Consider the following 15,234-nt stretch of genomic DNA (forward strand, 5'->3'; position numbering starts at 1 on the left):
TCTTTTGTCAAAATGCTATAATTTAACTTAAATATAAGTTCACAACAAAAGCCATAATAAATGTCAACTGTGCTGCCAATATCATTAAATAAATCACAGCCCGTGAGCGAAAAACTGATAATAGTAAACCAACAGCTTTAATATCAATCATCGGTCCAAAAACCAAAAAAGCTAATAGGGAACCACTGGTAAAAGTTGCCGCAAATGACAAAGCAAAAAAAGCATCTACAGTGGAACAAATGGAAACCACTGCTGCTAAAGCTAGCATAGCAATAATTGAAGTCACTGGACCTTGACCAAGATTCAAAATAAGTTCACGGGGTGCAGCAACTTGAATAATTGCAGCGATCGCACTCCCAATTACTAATACTCCTCCTAATTCCCGTAACTCCTGCACCATACTATTTAATAAAGACAAAAGTCGCTGTTTATCAGGAACAACGAAGATAGATGTCCAACCTATACCTTTGTTAATAGGTGTTTGATTACTCATCCCCAGAGACTGACTTTGAGTAATAGATGTCGTCATCGATCCTGGCAAAATTCCCATAGACTCTAGGGGTAAAGATGTACTAGATTGACCTAAAAAAAATGTTCCTGACTGTAGAAGAGGAGAAGTTTCAAACCTTTGAGAAACTGACTGTTGAGTTCTAGGTAATAAACGAGCAGTTGTGGGTTGCAGAATTTGTCGTATATCCTTCTGAACACTAAATATCCAACCAATAATTGTTGCTATAGCTAGAGAAAATACTACTCGTAACACCACAATTTCTGGTTGGTCTCTAAAGGCGGTCCAAGTTGCCCAGATAACTATGGGATTAATTGTTGGAGCTGCCAGTAAAAATCCAATTGATACTGATATAGGAACACCTTGTATCAATAAACGTCGTGCAACTGGAACATTGCCACATTCACACACTGGGAACAAAAAACCAACTAAGCTACCTACAAATGCTCCTAAAAGGGGATTTTGAGGCAGATATGTGATTAATTTTCGTTCATCAATGAACCATTGTAAGATTCCGGAAAAAATAACCCCTAATAGTAAAAATGGTATTGCTTCTACCAATAAACTGAGAAAGAGGGTGAAAGAATTATTCAACTGATTTGTCAGTGTTGATGGCATCTTGAAATTTTCTTTTTGATATTATTTACATTTATAATTGTTAGGCGATAAAAATCATCTAGCCAAGCATCTATATTAATTAAGTTACATTGTTAGTATATAATAATATTATTAAATTACTTGGAATTAGATAACTTTCTTCTTTAGCTAGATACTGTTTCTCTAGATATACAAATATTTACAATTTATGTTGAATATATCTTCGTCTGAGTTATTAGTTTCGACAATTCCTGACAATTGTCTGTCAACAACATCTCAGGAGTCAACTGTACGGGATTTGTCTCTATATGATTTTCAAGTTGACAATAATCAAGTAGGAGAAATAGCAGCTTTGAGACTGGAAGCTGAACCAAGATTGCCAGGGGTCATTTTAATGGAGGAGGGGCAGCTCTCAGGAATGATTTCTCGACAACGATTTTTGGAGTATTTGAGTCGTCCTTTTGGTAGAGAATTATTTCTGAAAAGGTCTCTCAAAACTTTGTATCAATTTGCTTGTACCGATTTTTTAGTTCTCCGGGCAAATACTACAGTTGTGGAAGCAAGTAGTAGAGCTTTGCAGAGACCAACTGATATCGCATACGAGCCAATTGTTGTTGAAATTAAACCCAATGTCTATAGACTTTTAGATGTTCATCATCTGCTTGTGGCTCAATCTCAGATTCATCAATTGGCAAATAATTTACTCCAGGAGCTTTATCTAAAGTTGGAAACAGCTCATAAAGAATTAGAACTTCAAGCTTCTTTAGATGCTTTAAGTCAAGTTGCTAATCGTAGAAAATTTGACCAATATCTCGCTCAACAATGGTTCCAAATGTCTAAAGAAGAAAAACCTATATCCATAATTATGGCAGATATTGATTGTTTTAAAGGTTATAATGACACTTACGGTCATCAAGCTGGAGATCAGTGTCTGAAACAAGTTGCCTTGACAATAAATCAAACTGCTCAAATGATAACTAAGGGAAATAATGAAAATTTAGTTGCTCGTTATGGAGGTGAAGAATTTGCTATAGTTTTACCTAAAAAAACTCAGGCTGAAGCTGTTTTTATTGCTGAAAAAATTCGCTCTCAGGTCAAGTCATTGGATATTATTAATCAAGGTTCTTCTTGCTCAGAAATTGTCACTTTAAGTTTAGGAGTTGCTACTACTATGCCTGAATTGAGTAGCTCTATAGAAAAGTTAATTGCTGTAGCAGATAAAGCTCTTTATCAAGCTAAAGCAACAGGTCGCGATCGTGTTATTTCCAGTTAATAGCAGTTGCGCATTAAGTTAGGAATGAGAATTTTATTATCTACATAAGTTAAATTGCCTAAGTTCCATACCGTATGAGTTATGAAAAAAAGTTCTGTACTTTATTTAATTCTCATTCCTTAATAGGAATATAGCAATCCTATTTCAATTGTAATATTTTTGTGGTAGTTAGTAGTCAGGAGTCAGAATTTTCAAGTTTTTTCGTCAATCTTAACTATTAGAAAAATTCTCACAAATTATTTAGGATGACTATAGTTTTAATTATCAAAAAGATTATTCAGTTTCTGTTCATTACTAAATACATTGAAGTGCCATCTAAATCTAAGTATAGTATTATTTTTGGGAATTGGTATTAGATTCCAATTCCCCTGCAGTTCATCAAGGCTTTACCAAATCAAAACTCCTCCGTATATTTATTTCATTATTTAACTAATTCAGCTTCAATAACAGCAATTAATTCTGGTGAATTAGGAGCAACACTACTATTAAATCTAGCAACAACTTCTCCTTGTTTATTAACAACAAACTTTTCAAAATTCCAGGCTACATCACCCTTAGGATTAACAGCATTTATCAAACAAGAATAAAGAGGATGTTTCTCAGAACCTTTAGCATGAACCTTATCAAATAACTCAAAACTCACATCATATTTTGTCTTAGTAAAATCAACAATTTCTGCATTACTTCCTGGCTCTTGTGCCCCAAAATCATTGCAGGGAAAACCTAAAATTCTTAAGCCAGCATCACGATATTTTTGGTTTAATTCCTCCAATCCTTTATATTGTGGCGTGTAACCACAATAAGATGCTACATTCACAATTAATAAAACCTGACCAGCATAATTTACTAATTGTTTTTCTTCGCCATTAATAGTTTTGACGGTAATATCTGAAACTGTGGTACTCATCTTTGAAGAAAACCTCTAACTTAATAATTATAAATTTTACACTGTAGTTGGAAACAGAGAGAAGATTTTTGATCGAATCAAAGTATGATAAACTAATACCAATTCACTTTAAAGATGTCACAAATAGTTGGCAACTGATTATGTGAAAGATAATAGACGAAATTAATGTATGACCATTACTTTAAGTCTATTAATTTTCACTTCTGACTTCTGTATGGGCGAATAGCCATTCGCCCATACTACTTATCACTTCCGTGAAACCGTATAGCTCGAATATTAATTAAAGAAGCAATGGCAACTGAAACTATCGTTTTATTATCGAAAAGAGAAATAGAAAAAATGCGTCGAGCAGGGCGTTTGGCAGCAGAATTATTACATTATCTTGAACCTTTTGTCAAGCCAGGAGTAACTACTTTGGAATTAGATGAGGAAGCTGAACGTTGGACACAAGCTCATGGCGCTCGTAGTGCGCCTCTTGGTTATCATGGTTTTCCTAAGTCTATTTGCACCAGTATTAATGAAGTGATTTGTCATGGTATTCCTAATGAGAAACAAGTCTTAAAAGATGGTGATATTATTAATATTGATGTTACACCAATTCTTGATGGTTATCATGGAGATACTTCTAAAACTTTTTTTGTAGGTGAACCTTCTCCACTAGCAAAAAAATTAGTTGAAGTTACAGAAAAATGTATGTATTTAGGCATTGCTGAAGTTAAGCCTGGAAATAAAATTGGAGATATTGGAGCGGCTATTCAAGAGTATGCTGAAGCAGAAGGTTTTTCAGTGGTTAGAGATTTTGTTGGTCATGGTGTGAGTAATGTTTTCCATACTGCACCACAAATTCCTCATTATGGCATTAGAGGAAAAGGAAAAAAGTTACGAACTGGAATGGTATTTACTATTGAACCGATGATTAATGAGGGTACTTGGGAAGGTGTGGTGCTTAATGACGGTTGGACTGCTATTACTAAAGATGGTAAACTATCAGCACAGTTTGAGCATACTGTGGCAGTAACAGAAACAGGGGTAGAAATATTGACTCAGTATGATGGGTGATTTACCGTTCGCTTGAAAGCTTAGAAACTGCTAGAATATTCTTGATATCCACAAGAGTATATAAGTAATTTGTGAGGCTGAAAATTATCTCCATTACCGAGGCGAAAATTATAGGAAATACGATAAAAATTGTGAGATATTCAAACAGTAGAAAGCAGCTAAGTTAGTAATTATATCTAAACTAAAAATTGTCTAGAGAAGAGTGAGTTAAGCTGTTTAACCTTTAGATCATGTCCGGATAATTAGTGATAAATAAAATTTCAATTTATCCCCTACTCCCCTATTCCTCTACTACTTCAATCATAAGTATTTAACCGGATATGATATTACTGATTAATATCATGTCCGGTAGCATCGGTATTGTGTAGAGGTGTAATAATATTATGCCCCCACCTTAGTTATTAGAACTATAGGGTTACGCATTAAGGTTAGGAAATTTACAAATCCTGAAACCCTTTGACAGTCTACTATTCCCTATTCCCTATTCCCTATTCCCTAGCGCGTAGCCCTATACTATTCATCCTGATAATAATCCTCAGACTCTAGGGGGAAAATCAGATAATTGTTTAATGTCAGAAAGGATAATTTCTGGTTTATCTCGATACATATTCACTTGCCCACTAATATAAACATATCCCCTACCTAAACCAAAATAACGATTTTTTAATAGTTGTAATAAAGGCTTCATTTCTGCACTATTCGTATCTGGAATCCATAATTTTAAACGATGGTCTTTAGTACCGTCATAAACTAAAGCACCATTATCTAACCACTTAGAAACTCCTCCCTGTAAATCAAAGAAAACTGTAATATATTCTCCAGTTTCTGCTGCTGCTAAAATTTTGGGAAAATCTAATCGCACTTCTAGGACTCCCGCAACTATTCCATAAGTACGATAATTTTCTACAATGGAAGCTCTTAATGTCCACCAAGGTACAAGTAAATTATAATTTCTTTTGCGTTTACCTGTATTTATTTGAGAATTCCAAACACCAAGATTATTTGCTTGAGCTTCTATTTCTGCTTCGGTCATTTCTTGATGATATAATCGGGAATATCCATATTTAATAAAATAGGGACTCCACCCTTCTTTGATTAGTTTGATATTAAAGTTTTCACTGTTTTTATGTACATAAGCTATTAAACGACCTTGATGGTCTCGATACTTTTCTAAACAATTTTCTGTAGGGTCATCTGTATCAAATTCAATATCAACTTTGGCAAGTTCACCGTTAGGTAATGTGAAATATTGTCTTGCCATTTCTGCTGCTTCTTTACCAATTTCTGTAACGGGTTTGGAATATTCAGAATAGCTTTCTTCGGCATCAACATAATCGAGTCTAATGAATTCTCGCTTATCGTTCAACAGGACTTTGATTGTGTCACCATCAACTACTCTTGTGACTTGGAGATTTTTAATTGTTGTACCTTTTTTTTTGATGGTTAAAATTTCAGATGTCATTGTTATTAATGTTTAAAGAAAAAGGAAAAAATAATCGAGAATAAGTTAAGCATAAAACTTCATTAATCGGAATTTTTGTTATAGGGAAGTCCTCATTATTTCCCTAGAGTGAAGATAAATTTTCAGAAACAGTATAATTTTATAGTTAACTAAATTAGCTTAATATTATACATTAAATCTGGAAATAAATTTATGAGGTGCAAAAGTTTTGTACTCAAGGTAATTTGGAATAGCGATCGCTGATTGTACTAACTATTATTGAATCTACAGATACTTTACCAATGGATAATGGATAATTAATAATTAATCAATTCGACTTTATTGCCTCTCCTAAATAGCGGGACTTACACAAAATAGCAGTAGAAAATAGGCTCAAAGATAGACACGGAGAGGTTTTTACGTCAAAAAGGTATAAATCCTTTATAAGCTAAGGGTTTTAGCCATTTTTAGGGCGTTGACGTAATTCCCTTGAGTAGACTGACTTTCAAGCAGTTTTTATCCCAAAAAATGTCTAAGTACCAATAGGAGAAAAAGTGGTCGAAGGATGGTGAGGTTTCCCTCTGAATGCAGAGCCACTTCGTATATTCAATTTCGTTACGGTTTTAACCAGAGGTAATTATCCATTATCCATTAATGAACCGTATTTTATAATAGCTGATACTACCGGACTTTATATTACTTTATTCTTTCTACGCCAGAATAAATATTAAATTTTCTACCACGCAAAAAACCAACTAAAGTAATATTAAATTCCTTAGCTATTTCTACTGCTAAACTACTAGGAGCAGAAACAGCACAAACTATTGGCAAACCTACAGTTATACACTTTTGTAAAATCTCAAAACTCGACCGTCCACTGACCATAACTATAAGATTATTTAAAGGTAATTGACCTGCTAAAAATTCTGAACCAATTAACTTATCTAAAGCATTATGTCTCCCTACATCTTCCCGTAACTTCAACAGTTCCCCTTGAGCATTAAATAAACCAGCAGCGTGTAAACCTCCTGTAGATTTAAATAAACTTTGAGCAGTGCTTAATTTTGCAGGCAAACTATAAATAACTTCGGGTGAAACTTCTAATCCTAAAGGAATAGCTGAAAATCCTTTGATTTGCAAAGAATCTATACTTGCTGTGCCACAAACTCCACAGGCGCTAGTCGTGAAAAAATGTCTTTCTAAAGTTTTTAAATTGGGGGTTAATTCTGATTTAAGGGTAATATTAACAATGTTTTGCCGTTGTTCTCCATCAATTTCTGGATCTACACAATAACTAATTTTGGCAATATCTTCACGATTTTTGATAACTCCTTCACTATAGAGAAATCCTGCAGCTAAATCAAAATCTGCTCCTGGAGTTCGCATGGTGACTGCTATAGTTTGTTTGGGAAAATTTATGCGAATTTCTAAAGGTTCTTCTGTTGCTAATTGGTCGGAACGAGTAACAAAATTGTGATTTTCTACTACCCAAATTTGTGCTTTAGTTTTGCTACTTGGGGAATTTTTCATGCTTAGGAAACAGGGAGTAGTTTAACTGGAAACTAAGAACATTTGTAGGGTTGTCATTTCAGTTATCAGTTTTCAGTACCTCCAGCTAAAGTCGGAGACTTGAAATACTGAATTTGATTTTTTTATCCTCTTAAAAGGGGAGACTAGAGAGCTTATTTTTTGTCAAACAGCTAGTCCTAATATCAAAAAAATTGAGAGCTTTTTTTTGAAAAAATAGCCTTTTCAGAAGTTAGTGTTTCCAGCAATTTAATGCCTAAATAGGTGTTGGGCGAAAAATTGATTCCGATTGCGATCGAAGCAAGACTCTGTATTAAGTCGATCGTTAGATGGCGAGATAACAAATGAGTTCGATACATTTTATAGTTAACTTTATTTATCTATACTATATTTAAAGCTTATAACTTGAAAATGGGATAAGTCTGAAATTTATTAACTAAAATTTAAACAAAATTTAAACTTTAACTTTCACGGAATATGTCAATTTAATTATTAGAACTAAAATTCATGTACAGGGACAAGCAAATGTCCTTCAAGTACAAAAAATCCTCAAAAAAACAAGGAACAATAATGAAAAGAACTGTAAGTTGGTTAGCTAAATTATTCGTTAGCTCCGTTGTAGCATTAGCATTAGTTGTTACTTTAGGAGTTCAACAAGCTCAAGCTAAGGATACTGGATATTGCTGCACGGGTGAGGTAAGAGAACTGTTTGAACCTGGTGAAGCTTGCACTGTTGAATATACAGAAAAATATCCATTCCATGTTGCTACTTTGATAAATGACAATTTTGAGCAACCTACAGAGCTTGATGTTATTTATGGCGACTATGGCCATACAAAAGCCGTATCACTAGATCCATTCGAGATAAAACAAGAGCCCTTATTTTCTTTTGAGAAAGAGCAATTTGTTTTAAAAGAAGGTGGACCTGTATTTTTTGAATGCTACTAATAATTAATGATTTCTAAAGAAAATTAGCAGTAAAGAATTAAATCATAATAACTTGAATACTCAACGGTATCATTGGTTATAAAGTTGCCGTTTAAAAATACTCTGAAGGAATCTATTTAGATAGGTCTTGTCAGAGTTTTTTTGAGATAATGGGATAATATCATGTCCGGATAATTAGTGATAAAAAAATTTTTGTTTGTAGTTGGGCTTTAGCCCTATCTTATAGCTTGGGTTGAACCCCAACTACGAGCTTTAATTATAACTATTCAACCGGACATGATATAAATTTTGCTTGATAGATTAAGTATCAGTGGAATACTTTTTTTTCTAGAAAATAAAGTAATAAATTGCTTCCAACTTAATCAATCTAACTGTTTAGTATCTTGTCTCAATATCCTTTTTATCTTCATCAAATCCAATTATTTTTTTGATAGAAATTTCTACTGAAGGAAACGCTAGGGGAAAAATAATTCTATCTTGATAGTTTTGTTCAATTTGATATTTATTATTCATCAGATTGCGAAATACTTTTAAATTTTTATTAGCAATATCAATTACCCAATATTCTTCTATTCCTGAACAGCCATATAATTTCTTTTTAGTTCCCAAATCTTTTTGTAATGTACTATCAGCAATTTCAATAATCCAGTAAATATCTTCCCTATAAGGATGACGGTCTAAATATAATGTATCGGGAGAACGAACGATGGTAATATCCGGTTCTGGTTCAGAGTCAACTAAAGTAATAGGATGTGCTTCCATTACTTCTGCAAGATTTCCTAAAATATGACTTCAACAATTAATAATTAATTATTATTACCTCTGCTTGAAAAGCAGACGATTGACTCAAAGGAAAATTTTTTCTTGTTTCTCCTTTAAAGGAGAGGCTTTAAACCTTAATTATTCGGTAAATATTTAACTGCTCTATGATTTATAAAACGATGAACTGGTCCTTCTAGAATTATATTAATAATTTCTCCATTAATTAGTTCTACTTTACGATTTTTGATTATTCCTGCATCTATCATACGATGATAATCTTCTACCGTCCATTTAGTAAGACTTGTCATAATTTGATATTGTTTTTTCCAGAGATTTATTTTTATTTTAGCTTGTGAATCTAGATAACTTAGACTGATTAGGAAAATACTATAGTCTGAACTTTTGAAATTAAATAAACCTGACCTCTAAAATAAATTTTTCAATTGATTTAAGATGAATTAAATTATTGGAGTGGGTTTATATGATTGAATTTTGTCGCCTCAATAATTTAACCATAACCCTCCCATACTATTGCAATATTTTAGGCGTGTCACGCCACTACTCTGAACAATATCACTCTTCCCATAAATTAAGTTTGTATAGAAAATTCTTCTGGGTTAATTCCCCAGTTTATCCATTCGACTGCTTCTTTTGCTGAATTAACATTGGGAGGTACTCTCAAAGTATGAATATTTCCCGTGCTTGGGCAAATCATTTTTAAAATAAATATTGGCTCAATATCCGCATCATCATCTATTCTTAAAAGAGTATATTCTTCCCAGTTATCTATTTCTATAGTTTGCAAATCTTGGCAAATTTTCTCATAACCAATTTCCTGAATTAAGACCCGTCTAAGTTCAGAATTTTTTGTAGTTAAAAGCCATTTTGACTGCCATTCTTGAGGATTAAATTTTCCGTATACTTCTGGTAATCTCACACCATGATAAGCATATAAACTATAACCATCAGCAAATTCAATTGCTGGTTTTTCTACAGCGTGGGGGCGATATTCATCATCTAATAATAACTTTCTGGGGCGATCGCAAATAATACAAAGATTTCTCAAGGGATATATCCAACCACAATGTTTGACAATAGACTCTAATACTTGCCAATTATCGGAATTATAATTGCAGTTAAGAACAGAAATACAAAAATCTACCCAAGCGACATAACTACTCCATAATTCTGTAGGAATAGGATAACTCCAAAGACACAGTAACTTTATAGAAACTTCTGATATTATCTCCTGCCATTCTTCTTCTATTTGCGAGTAAAGAATATGACTCCAAAGTTGTTCTGGTTGTAGTAAACCCTCTGCTATTTGACTATCTATTTCTGTAGATAATTGATGGGTAACTTGCATTTCTAATTCTCTTCTGAGCAGTTCCCACCTATCCTTGAAAATATGACGATGACCATAATCATCCTGACTTTTCCATCGTTGCCAAATTTTCTCAAGCAGAATGTCAAAAGCTGCATGGGGACTATCAGAAAATACAATCTCTGGATTTGGATCGCCCATCAAACTATAAGCTAATTGAATTCCTTCCGCAGCTTTTTGACGGTTAATAGGTTGGGTAGAAAATGCTATTTTCTGCCACTTTTCCCAATACACTGGAATTAAAGCTTTTTGCTCGGGAGTTAGTTTATTAGTTAGCTTTTGTGACATTTTTCAAACGAAATTTCCTGGCTGGGAAAACAATAATCACGACAATAAACCTGGTTTCTTGTTTGGGTACTGTTAACTGATCAACTGATAACTAGACTTCTCCAAAAATGAAAAATAAAATCAATTATTATCCATAAATTATTAATTATACCAATTCCCATATTAAGTAATTACCTTGGTATAATAATCTTTTGGCTAATTTTAGCTAAGTTAATGTTAATCCTGTCTTGTTTTTACTTCTCCCGTACGGACGCCCTTATGCAACGTCCCTACCTACTCCCCTACTCCCCTGCTTAATCAAATGTAGAAAAGTTTTTGAGAAATGGTATTACTCCCCCCTGTTCCCTGTTCCCTATTGATAACTGAAATGACATTTCTCAAGTTTCCACCAAAAATTCTTCTGGATCGACTCCCCAGTTTACCCAGGTAATAGCTTCCCTCGCTGTACTCACATCTGGTGCCACTCTTGTGGCATGAATATAATTCGTACTTGGGCAAGTCATTTTTAATAGATATATAGGTTCAACATCAATATCATTATCTATTCTCAGCAAACTATACTCCCGCCAACTATTTAATTCTATTGCTTGTAACTCTTGACAAATTCTACTGTAGCCTATTCCCTGAATTAATACTCGCCGTAACTCGGCATTTTCTTCTGTCAATAACCATCGCGCCTGCCATCGGTTAGGATGTAATAATCCATATTTTTCTGGCAACTTCACCCCTTGATAAGCATAGATATGATAGCCATCAATAAATTTTATAGCTGCTTCCCCTTCAGCGTGAAAACGGTTTTGTGCATCTAGAGATATATTCATTGGGTTCTCACACACCAAGCAAGTATTCTCTAGTTGCAACACAAACCCACATTCTTGAACCAACCCTTGCACTGCCAACCATTTTTGTTTGTCATAGCTACACCCAAGCACTGAAATGCAGAAGTCTATCATCTGAATGGAACTAGCCGTCAAATTTTGGCTAATATTGGAAACCAACCCCATTGCACCCCCTATTTCTTGTAGAGGTTGCTTGATGTTTTCTTCCCATTCCCGTATTAGGGGTTGACTTGCCAGAGGTTGCCAGAGCTTTCTATGTAATTGGCGTGACAAGGGTTCTCCAACTCGTTGCCACATTAGATCGCCCAATTCAATTAAAGGTTCCCCTCCAGGAAATTGGCTTACTTGTTGTCGCAAGTGCTTTTGCTGCTGTTCCCAAATTTGCCTGAGAATAGCACCTTGCCATTCTACCCACAACTTCCCCAACAATTCTGCGTGTTGGCCTAAAGCATCTTGCCAAATAAACATTAACCGCAACAACTGGTCATTGGGCAAGTCATTTTCTAGTTTCTGCCAAAGTGCATTGTCAATTTGACTTTCTAATTCCTTTGACAGTTCAATTTGCAAGGAACTCAGTAAGGGAGCGCCCAACATTTGTACTAAACGTTGTGGCGATCGCGACCCCACTATTTCTCTTATGGCATCTGGACTACTCAGAAATAGAATTTCTGGTTTTTTTTTTCCCATAGCGGAGTAAACCGCATTTACTGCCGCTGTTGCTCTTTCCCTATCCATCGGTTCAGTTGACACTATATCCTTCTGCCACTTTTCCCGATAAATTGGTATTAATGATTTTTGTTCTGTTGTTAGGTTTTCAATTTTAGTCTGCCACATAGCGCCACCCCATAGGTTCGTATTCTCGCTGAATGCGTACTATCCAGTTTCCTTGTGGAATTGTGACAGGTTTATGTTCTTCATGGGTTAAACTTGCTGTTTCTGACAAAACTTTTAGGTATAGCGTGCCATCTTTTTCGTATAGCTCCGCATTTCCACTGGTAATCTGGTGAGAATGTCCTGTGACTTCTCCTTCTGCTAAAGTCAGGTGGGATAGTTTTTTGCCTGAAGTTAGCTTAACTGGTTGCAATATAACATCACCTTGCCGAATTGGTCGCATTCTTATTTTCCTCTCTCTAATCGTAACTATAATGGCAGATAATTATATTTCCCTGTAAATTACAGGATATATCATTTTATATTTATTCATCAACTTGATTTATTTATAATTTTTTTTTTTACAACATTTTCCAAACTAATCTATACATTTAGATAATGATTTTTATAAGTATTTTAAGGATTTTATATTTTTTATCTGTAGCTTTTATCCAGAAAATTTTCATCCCTTTACTTTCTCCGATTGCTTTATCTTGATCGTAAAATTGTTACAATTATTTATTTTTTTTAACTTATAATAAAGTTCCTTCAAAGTTTTTTACATAAAGAGATTTTTAGATAAAATCTTTCTCCAGTACCTAATTTCCAGAAAATATTATATCAAATACGGTTGAATAGTTATTATATGGTTGGAGAGATGGGGAGATTCGGAGATGGGGAGATTCACAGATGGGAAGATTCGGAGATGGGAAGATTCGGAGATGGGAAGATTCGGAGATGGGGAGATTCACAGATGGGAAGATTCACAGATGGGGAGATTCACAGATGGGGAGATTCGGAGATGGGGAGATTCACAGATGGGGAGATTCACAGATGGGGAATCACCCCTAACCCCTCTCAGGAGGTGAATGTAGGGGAATTGAATAGCTATTAAATATGAGGTGGAAAAGCCTATTGTCAAAACAGATAGACCTACAATCGGCGTTGATATCGGAATCAAGGAATTAGCTGTTTGTAGCAGAGAAAACGCATCTAATTTTTTTGACAAATGACTAAGAACCCAATAATCCTCTTGGCCTCACAGGGTTACAAGCAGCTCAAAACCATTGTTGGATAAGAGTTAAAAGGATATTTAGCTAGGTCTTTATGTTTAGACTGGATTTGTGAGAATGATCATCATTCTTGTTGTTGGTGTGGGTGAGCGAAGCTCACCCACACCAACACATAGCATTGATCTATTGTTCAATAAAATTGGCAGTGATAATGGAGTATTTATGGGTGATATCACTGTCTGCATTCAGTCTAATTTACTCATTTTTTATTTTTGTTTTTTTACCAAGATTGCAGTCTGCAATCACTCAATTTCTTGATAGATATAAGATTATTATTTAACTTTTATTGTCGATATTACTGTCTGTAATCACTTTTAAATAATCAAACTAAAATCAATAATAATTCTCCTAATGTACAGGAGAATAAAATTCCATTCCCCAATATTTTTACTTATTTACATTCAGAATTTATTATGAGCTGAATAAAACTTTGAGGAGGTAATCATTGTTCCAGCCAGCCCTTTTTCGTTTATTTTTTATTCCATTTTTTACCGAAAAATTAAGGTTTAAAGCCTCTCCTTTAAAGGAGAAACAAGAAAAATTTTTCCTTTGAGTCAATCCTCTTCTTTTCAAGGAAAGGTAATTATTAATTATTAATTATTAATTATTAATTATTGAAAGTTTTTTCCTAGTTTAATAAATTTAATGCTATTTGTCTAATTACTGCCAAATTTTCTGGATAATTATCTGTTCTAATTCTAGAACAATCTTCCTGAAATTGAACATCTAAAACCCAATTTAATTGATTTTCAATTCCCCAATGACTACGAATAGCTTCAGCTAAAAGTTCAGCATTATTCGATAAACTACTGATATAATATCTTCGTTCACAAGTTCTTTTTTCATCTTTTTCAAAACGAAAGTAATCGACTTGCGCCAATTGATTTGAGATTTTTCCATTCCCCAAATGGATCTACTTGTTCAGCAATATTACTCACCATATAATAGTATCGACATTCCTGACGACCATGAGCTAATTCTGGTTTAAAATAATCACTTTTTCGGCTTTCTTTTTCTTCATTTTTAGATAATTTATTCAGCAGTTTTTCGACTATGCGCATAAAAATAACCTTGATTTTTTTTTAAAAGTAATTACATAGTCAGCCTGTTGTTCTGTAATTTGTTTAACAATTTCTTTTTGACATCCCATTGCATCAATCGTTACTAAACAACCAGAAATAGATAAAACTTTGAGAAGTTTGGGAATTGCAGTAATTTCGTTTGATTTTTTATCTACTTTTACTTGACCTAAAACCAGGCGATTTGCTGTTGCCCAAGCACTGACCATGTGAATGGGTTTTTGAGATTTTTTTTGGTCATAAGAACCTCTCAAAGTTTTACCATCAATTGCTATTATTTCTCCTTGAGTTATTTGACTTATTGACTGAATCCATGACAAAAAACATTGCTGTAATTGTTCTGGATCTAAACGTGCAAAAACTCGCGCAAATGTATCATGAGATGGAATGCCATTAGGCAGTTATAAAAAAGTTTTTAGCCATTCATATTTAGACTCACCATAAGCTTCTATATCCACCCATGTATCCGCGCTACAAATCACAGCACAAATCGTAATTATAATAATATCAATTAATTTATGACGTTTAGTTCTATCTACCCTCGGGTCTTCTAGTTCACTAAAATACTCATAAATACTCTTTTTTGGCTGGAGTTTCATTGTTAAATATTGCTATTATTACTACAATAATTATCCTTCATAAATATCTAACATTCCACACTTAATTAGGATTTTTTAAG

General features: G+C 33.9%; 15 protein-coding genes and 1 pseudogene. 4 read left to right on the forward strand and 12 right to left on the reverse strand.

The features are described from left to right. Positions 1-22 precede the first annotated feature (22 nt). On the reverse strand, positions 23-1,126 hold the full coding sequence (locus tag ACP6PM_RS11975) for a permease (RefSeq protein WP_426584848.1): 1,104 nt from the start codon (positions 1,124-1,126) through the stop codon (positions 23-25). A 187-nt stretch (positions 1,127-1,313) separates the two neighbouring features. On the opposite strand from ACP6PM_RS11975, the gene ACP6PM_RS11980 reads away from it, so the two are divergent. Then, positions 1,314-2,378: a diguanylate cyclase gene (locus tag ACP6PM_RS11980; protein ID WP_426584850.1), complete on the forward strand. Its 1,065-nt coding sequence runs from the start codon at positions 1,314-1,316 to the stop codon at positions 2,376-2,378. Between the two features lie 421 nt (positions 2,379-2,799). On the opposite strand, the gene ACP6PM_RS11985 is transcribed toward ACP6PM_RS11980, so the two are convergent. Beyond that, positions 2,800-3,285 (reverse strand): glutathione peroxidase, encoded by a 486-nt coding sequence (locus tag ACP6PM_RS11985; RefSeq protein WP_426584852.1) that lies wholly within the window; start codon positions 3,283-3,285, stop codon positions 2,800-2,802. A 291-nt stretch (positions 3,286-3,576) separates the two neighbouring features. Here ACP6PM_RS11985 and map point away from each other — a divergent pair, with 291 nt between their 5' ends. Next, positions 3,577-4,344: a type I methionyl aminopeptidase gene (map, locus tag ACP6PM_RS11990; protein WP_426584854.1), complete on the forward strand. Its 768-nt coding sequence runs from the start codon at positions 3,577-3,579 to the stop codon at positions 4,342-4,344. 535 nt (positions 4,345-4,879) lie between these two features. Here the strand turns inward: map and ACP6PM_RS11995 are convergent. Together ACP6PM_RS11995 and fdhD are read right to left on the reverse strand one after the other, a co-directional pair. Continuing rightward, entirely contained in the window at positions 4,880-5,806 is a 927-nt protein-coding gene (locus tag ACP6PM_RS11995; protein ID WP_426584855.1) for a thermonuclease family protein, read from the reverse strand. A 675-nt stretch (positions 5,807-6,481) separates the two neighbouring features. Beyond that, positions 6,482-7,315: a formate dehydrogenase accessory sulfurtransferase FdhD gene (gene fdhD, locus ACP6PM_RS12000; RefSeq protein WP_426584857.1), complete on the reverse strand. Its 834-nt coding sequence runs from the start codon at positions 7,313-7,315 to the stop codon at positions 6,482-6,484. 567 nt (positions 7,316-7,882) lie between these two features. On the opposite strand from fdhD, the gene ACP6PM_RS12005 reads away from it, so the two are divergent. After that, on the forward strand, positions 7,883-8,260 hold the full coding sequence (locus ACP6PM_RS12005) for a hypothetical protein (RefSeq protein WP_426584859.1): 378 nt from the start codon (positions 7,883-7,885) through the stop codon (positions 8,258-8,260). Between the two features lie 375 nt (positions 8,261-8,635). On the opposite strand, the gene ACP6PM_RS12010 is transcribed toward ACP6PM_RS12005, so the two are convergent. The 5 genes from ACP6PM_RS12010 to ACP6PM_RS12030 all read right to left on the reverse strand — a co-directional run bounded on the left by ACP6PM_RS12010 (position 8,636) and on the right by ACP6PM_RS12030 (position 12,647). Further along, a complete protein-coding gene (locus ACP6PM_RS12010; protein ID WP_426584861.1) occupies positions 8,636-9,022 on the reverse strand; it encodes a Uma2 family endonuclease in 387 nt (128 codons plus the stop codon). A gap of 134 nt (positions 9,023-9,156) precedes the next feature. After that, entirely contained in the window at positions 9,157-9,330 is a 174-nt protein-coding gene (locus ACP6PM_RS12015; RefSeq protein WP_426584862.1) for a hypothetical protein, read from the reverse strand. Positions 9,331-9,611: 281 nt separating this feature from the next. After that, a complete protein-coding gene (locus tag ACP6PM_RS12020; RefSeq protein WP_426584864.1) occupies positions 9,612-10,694 on the reverse strand; it encodes a DUF6745 domain-containing protein in 1,083 nt (360 codons plus the stop codon). Positions 10,695-11,071: 377 nt separating this feature from the next. Then, complete coding sequence (locus tag ACP6PM_RS12025) at positions 11,072-12,367, reverse strand: DUF6745 domain-containing protein (RefSeq protein ID WP_426584866.1); 1,296 nt, start codon at positions 12,365-12,367, stop codon at positions 11,072-11,074. Beyond that, positions 12,354-12,647 (reverse strand): hypothetical protein, encoded by a 294-nt coding sequence (locus ACP6PM_RS12030; protein ID WP_293108576.1) that lies wholly within the window; start codon positions 12,645-12,647, stop codon positions 12,354-12,356. Before ACP6PM_RS12030 ends, ACP6PM_RS12025 begins: the two co-directional genes overlap by 14 nt. A gap of 387 nt (positions 12,648-13,034) precedes the next feature. Between ACP6PM_RS12030 and ACP6PM_RS12035 the strand changes: the two genes are divergently transcribed. Next, positions 13,035-13,298 carry an isopentenyl pyrophosphate isomerase gene (locus ACP6PM_RS12035; protein ID WP_426584868.1) on the forward strand — a complete coding sequence of 88 codons (264 nt, stop codon included), beginning with the start codon at positions 13,035-13,037 and terminating at the stop codon, positions 13,296-13,298. An 806-nt stretch (positions 13,299-14,104) separates the two neighbouring features. On the opposite strand, the gene ACP6PM_RS12040 is transcribed toward ACP6PM_RS12035, so the two are convergent. The 3 genes and pseudogenes from ACP6PM_RS12040 to ACP6PM_RS12050 form a co-directional block, all read right to left on the reverse strand. Next, positions 14,105-14,356 (reverse strand): ISAs1 family transposase, encoded by a 252-nt coding sequence (locus ACP6PM_RS12040; RefSeq protein WP_426584870.1) that lies wholly within the window; start codon positions 14,354-14,356, stop codon positions 14,105-14,107. Beyond that, positions 14,328-14,537, reverse strand: coding sequence for a hypothetical protein (locus ACP6PM_RS12045; protein WP_426584872.1), 210 nt, complete (start codon positions 14,535-14,537; stop codon positions 14,328-14,330). Before ACP6PM_RS12045 ends, ACP6PM_RS12040 begins: the two co-directional genes overlap by 29 nt. Further along, positions 14,528-15,154 (reverse strand): annotated as a pseudogene (locus ACP6PM_RS12050) (ISAs1 family transposase). Before ACP6PM_RS12050 ends, ACP6PM_RS12045 begins: the two are co-directional and overlap by 10 nt. Between the last annotated feature and the right edge of the window lie 80 nt (positions 15,155-15,234).

It is taken from the genome of Dapis brunnea BLCC-M229 (assembly GCF_050015995.1).
In the GTDB taxonomy this organism is placed as follows: Bacteria; Cyanobacteriota; Cyanobacteriia; order Cyanobacteriales; family Microcoleaceae; genus Trichodesmium.

Bases quoted from the DNA above. Each gene is read 5' to 3' on its own strand.
- fdhD (WP_426584857.1), bottom strand. From the start codon at position 7,315: ATGAAAAATTCCCCAAGTAGCAAAACTAAAGCACAAATTTGGGTAGTA.
- ACP6PM_RS11980 (WP_426584850.1), top strand. From the start codon at position 1,314: ATGTTGAATATATCTTCGTCTGAGTTATTAGTTTCGACAATTCCTGAC.
- ACP6PM_RS12045 (WP_426584872.1), bottom strand. From the start codon at position 14,537: ATGCGCATAGTCGAAAAACTGCTGAATAAATTATCTAAAAATGAAGAA.
- ACP6PM_RS12030 (WP_293108576.1), bottom strand. From the start codon at position 12,647: ATGCGACCAATTCGGCAAGGTGATGTTATATTGCAACCAGTTAAGCTA.
- ACP6PM_RS12015 (WP_426584862.1), bottom strand. From the start codon at position 9,330: ATGACAAGTCTTACTAAATGGACGGTAGAAGATTATCATCGTATGATA.
- map (WP_426584854.1), top strand. From the start codon at position 3,577: ATGGCAACTGAAACTATCGTTTTATTATCGAAAAGAGAAATAGAAAAA.
- ACP6PM_RS11975 (WP_426584848.1), bottom strand. From the start codon at position 1,126: ATGCCATCAACACTGACAAATCAGTTGAATAATTCTTTCACCCTCTTT.
- ACP6PM_RS12025 (WP_426584866.1), bottom strand. From the start codon at position 12,367: ATGTGGCAGACTAAAATTGAAAACCTAACAACAGAACAAAAATCATTA.
- ACP6PM_RS12020 (WP_426584864.1), bottom strand. From the start codon at position 10,694: ATGTCACAAAAGCTAACTAATAAACTAACTCCCGAGCAAAAAGCTTTA.
- ACP6PM_RS11985 (WP_426584852.1), bottom strand. From the start codon at position 3,285: ATGAGTACCACAGTTTCAGATATTACCGTCAAAACTATTAATGGCGAA.
- ACP6PM_RS12010 (WP_426584861.1), bottom strand. From the start codon at position 9,022: ATGGAAGCACATCCTATTACTTTAGTTGACTCTGAACCAGAACCGGAT.
- ACP6PM_RS12005 (WP_426584859.1), top strand. From the start codon at position 7,883: ATGAAAAGAACTGTAAGTTGGTTAGCTAAATTATTCGTTAGCTCCGTT.
- ACP6PM_RS11995 (WP_426584855.1), bottom strand. From the start codon at position 5,806: ATGACATCTGAAATTTTAACCATCAAAAAAAAAGGTACAACAATTAAA.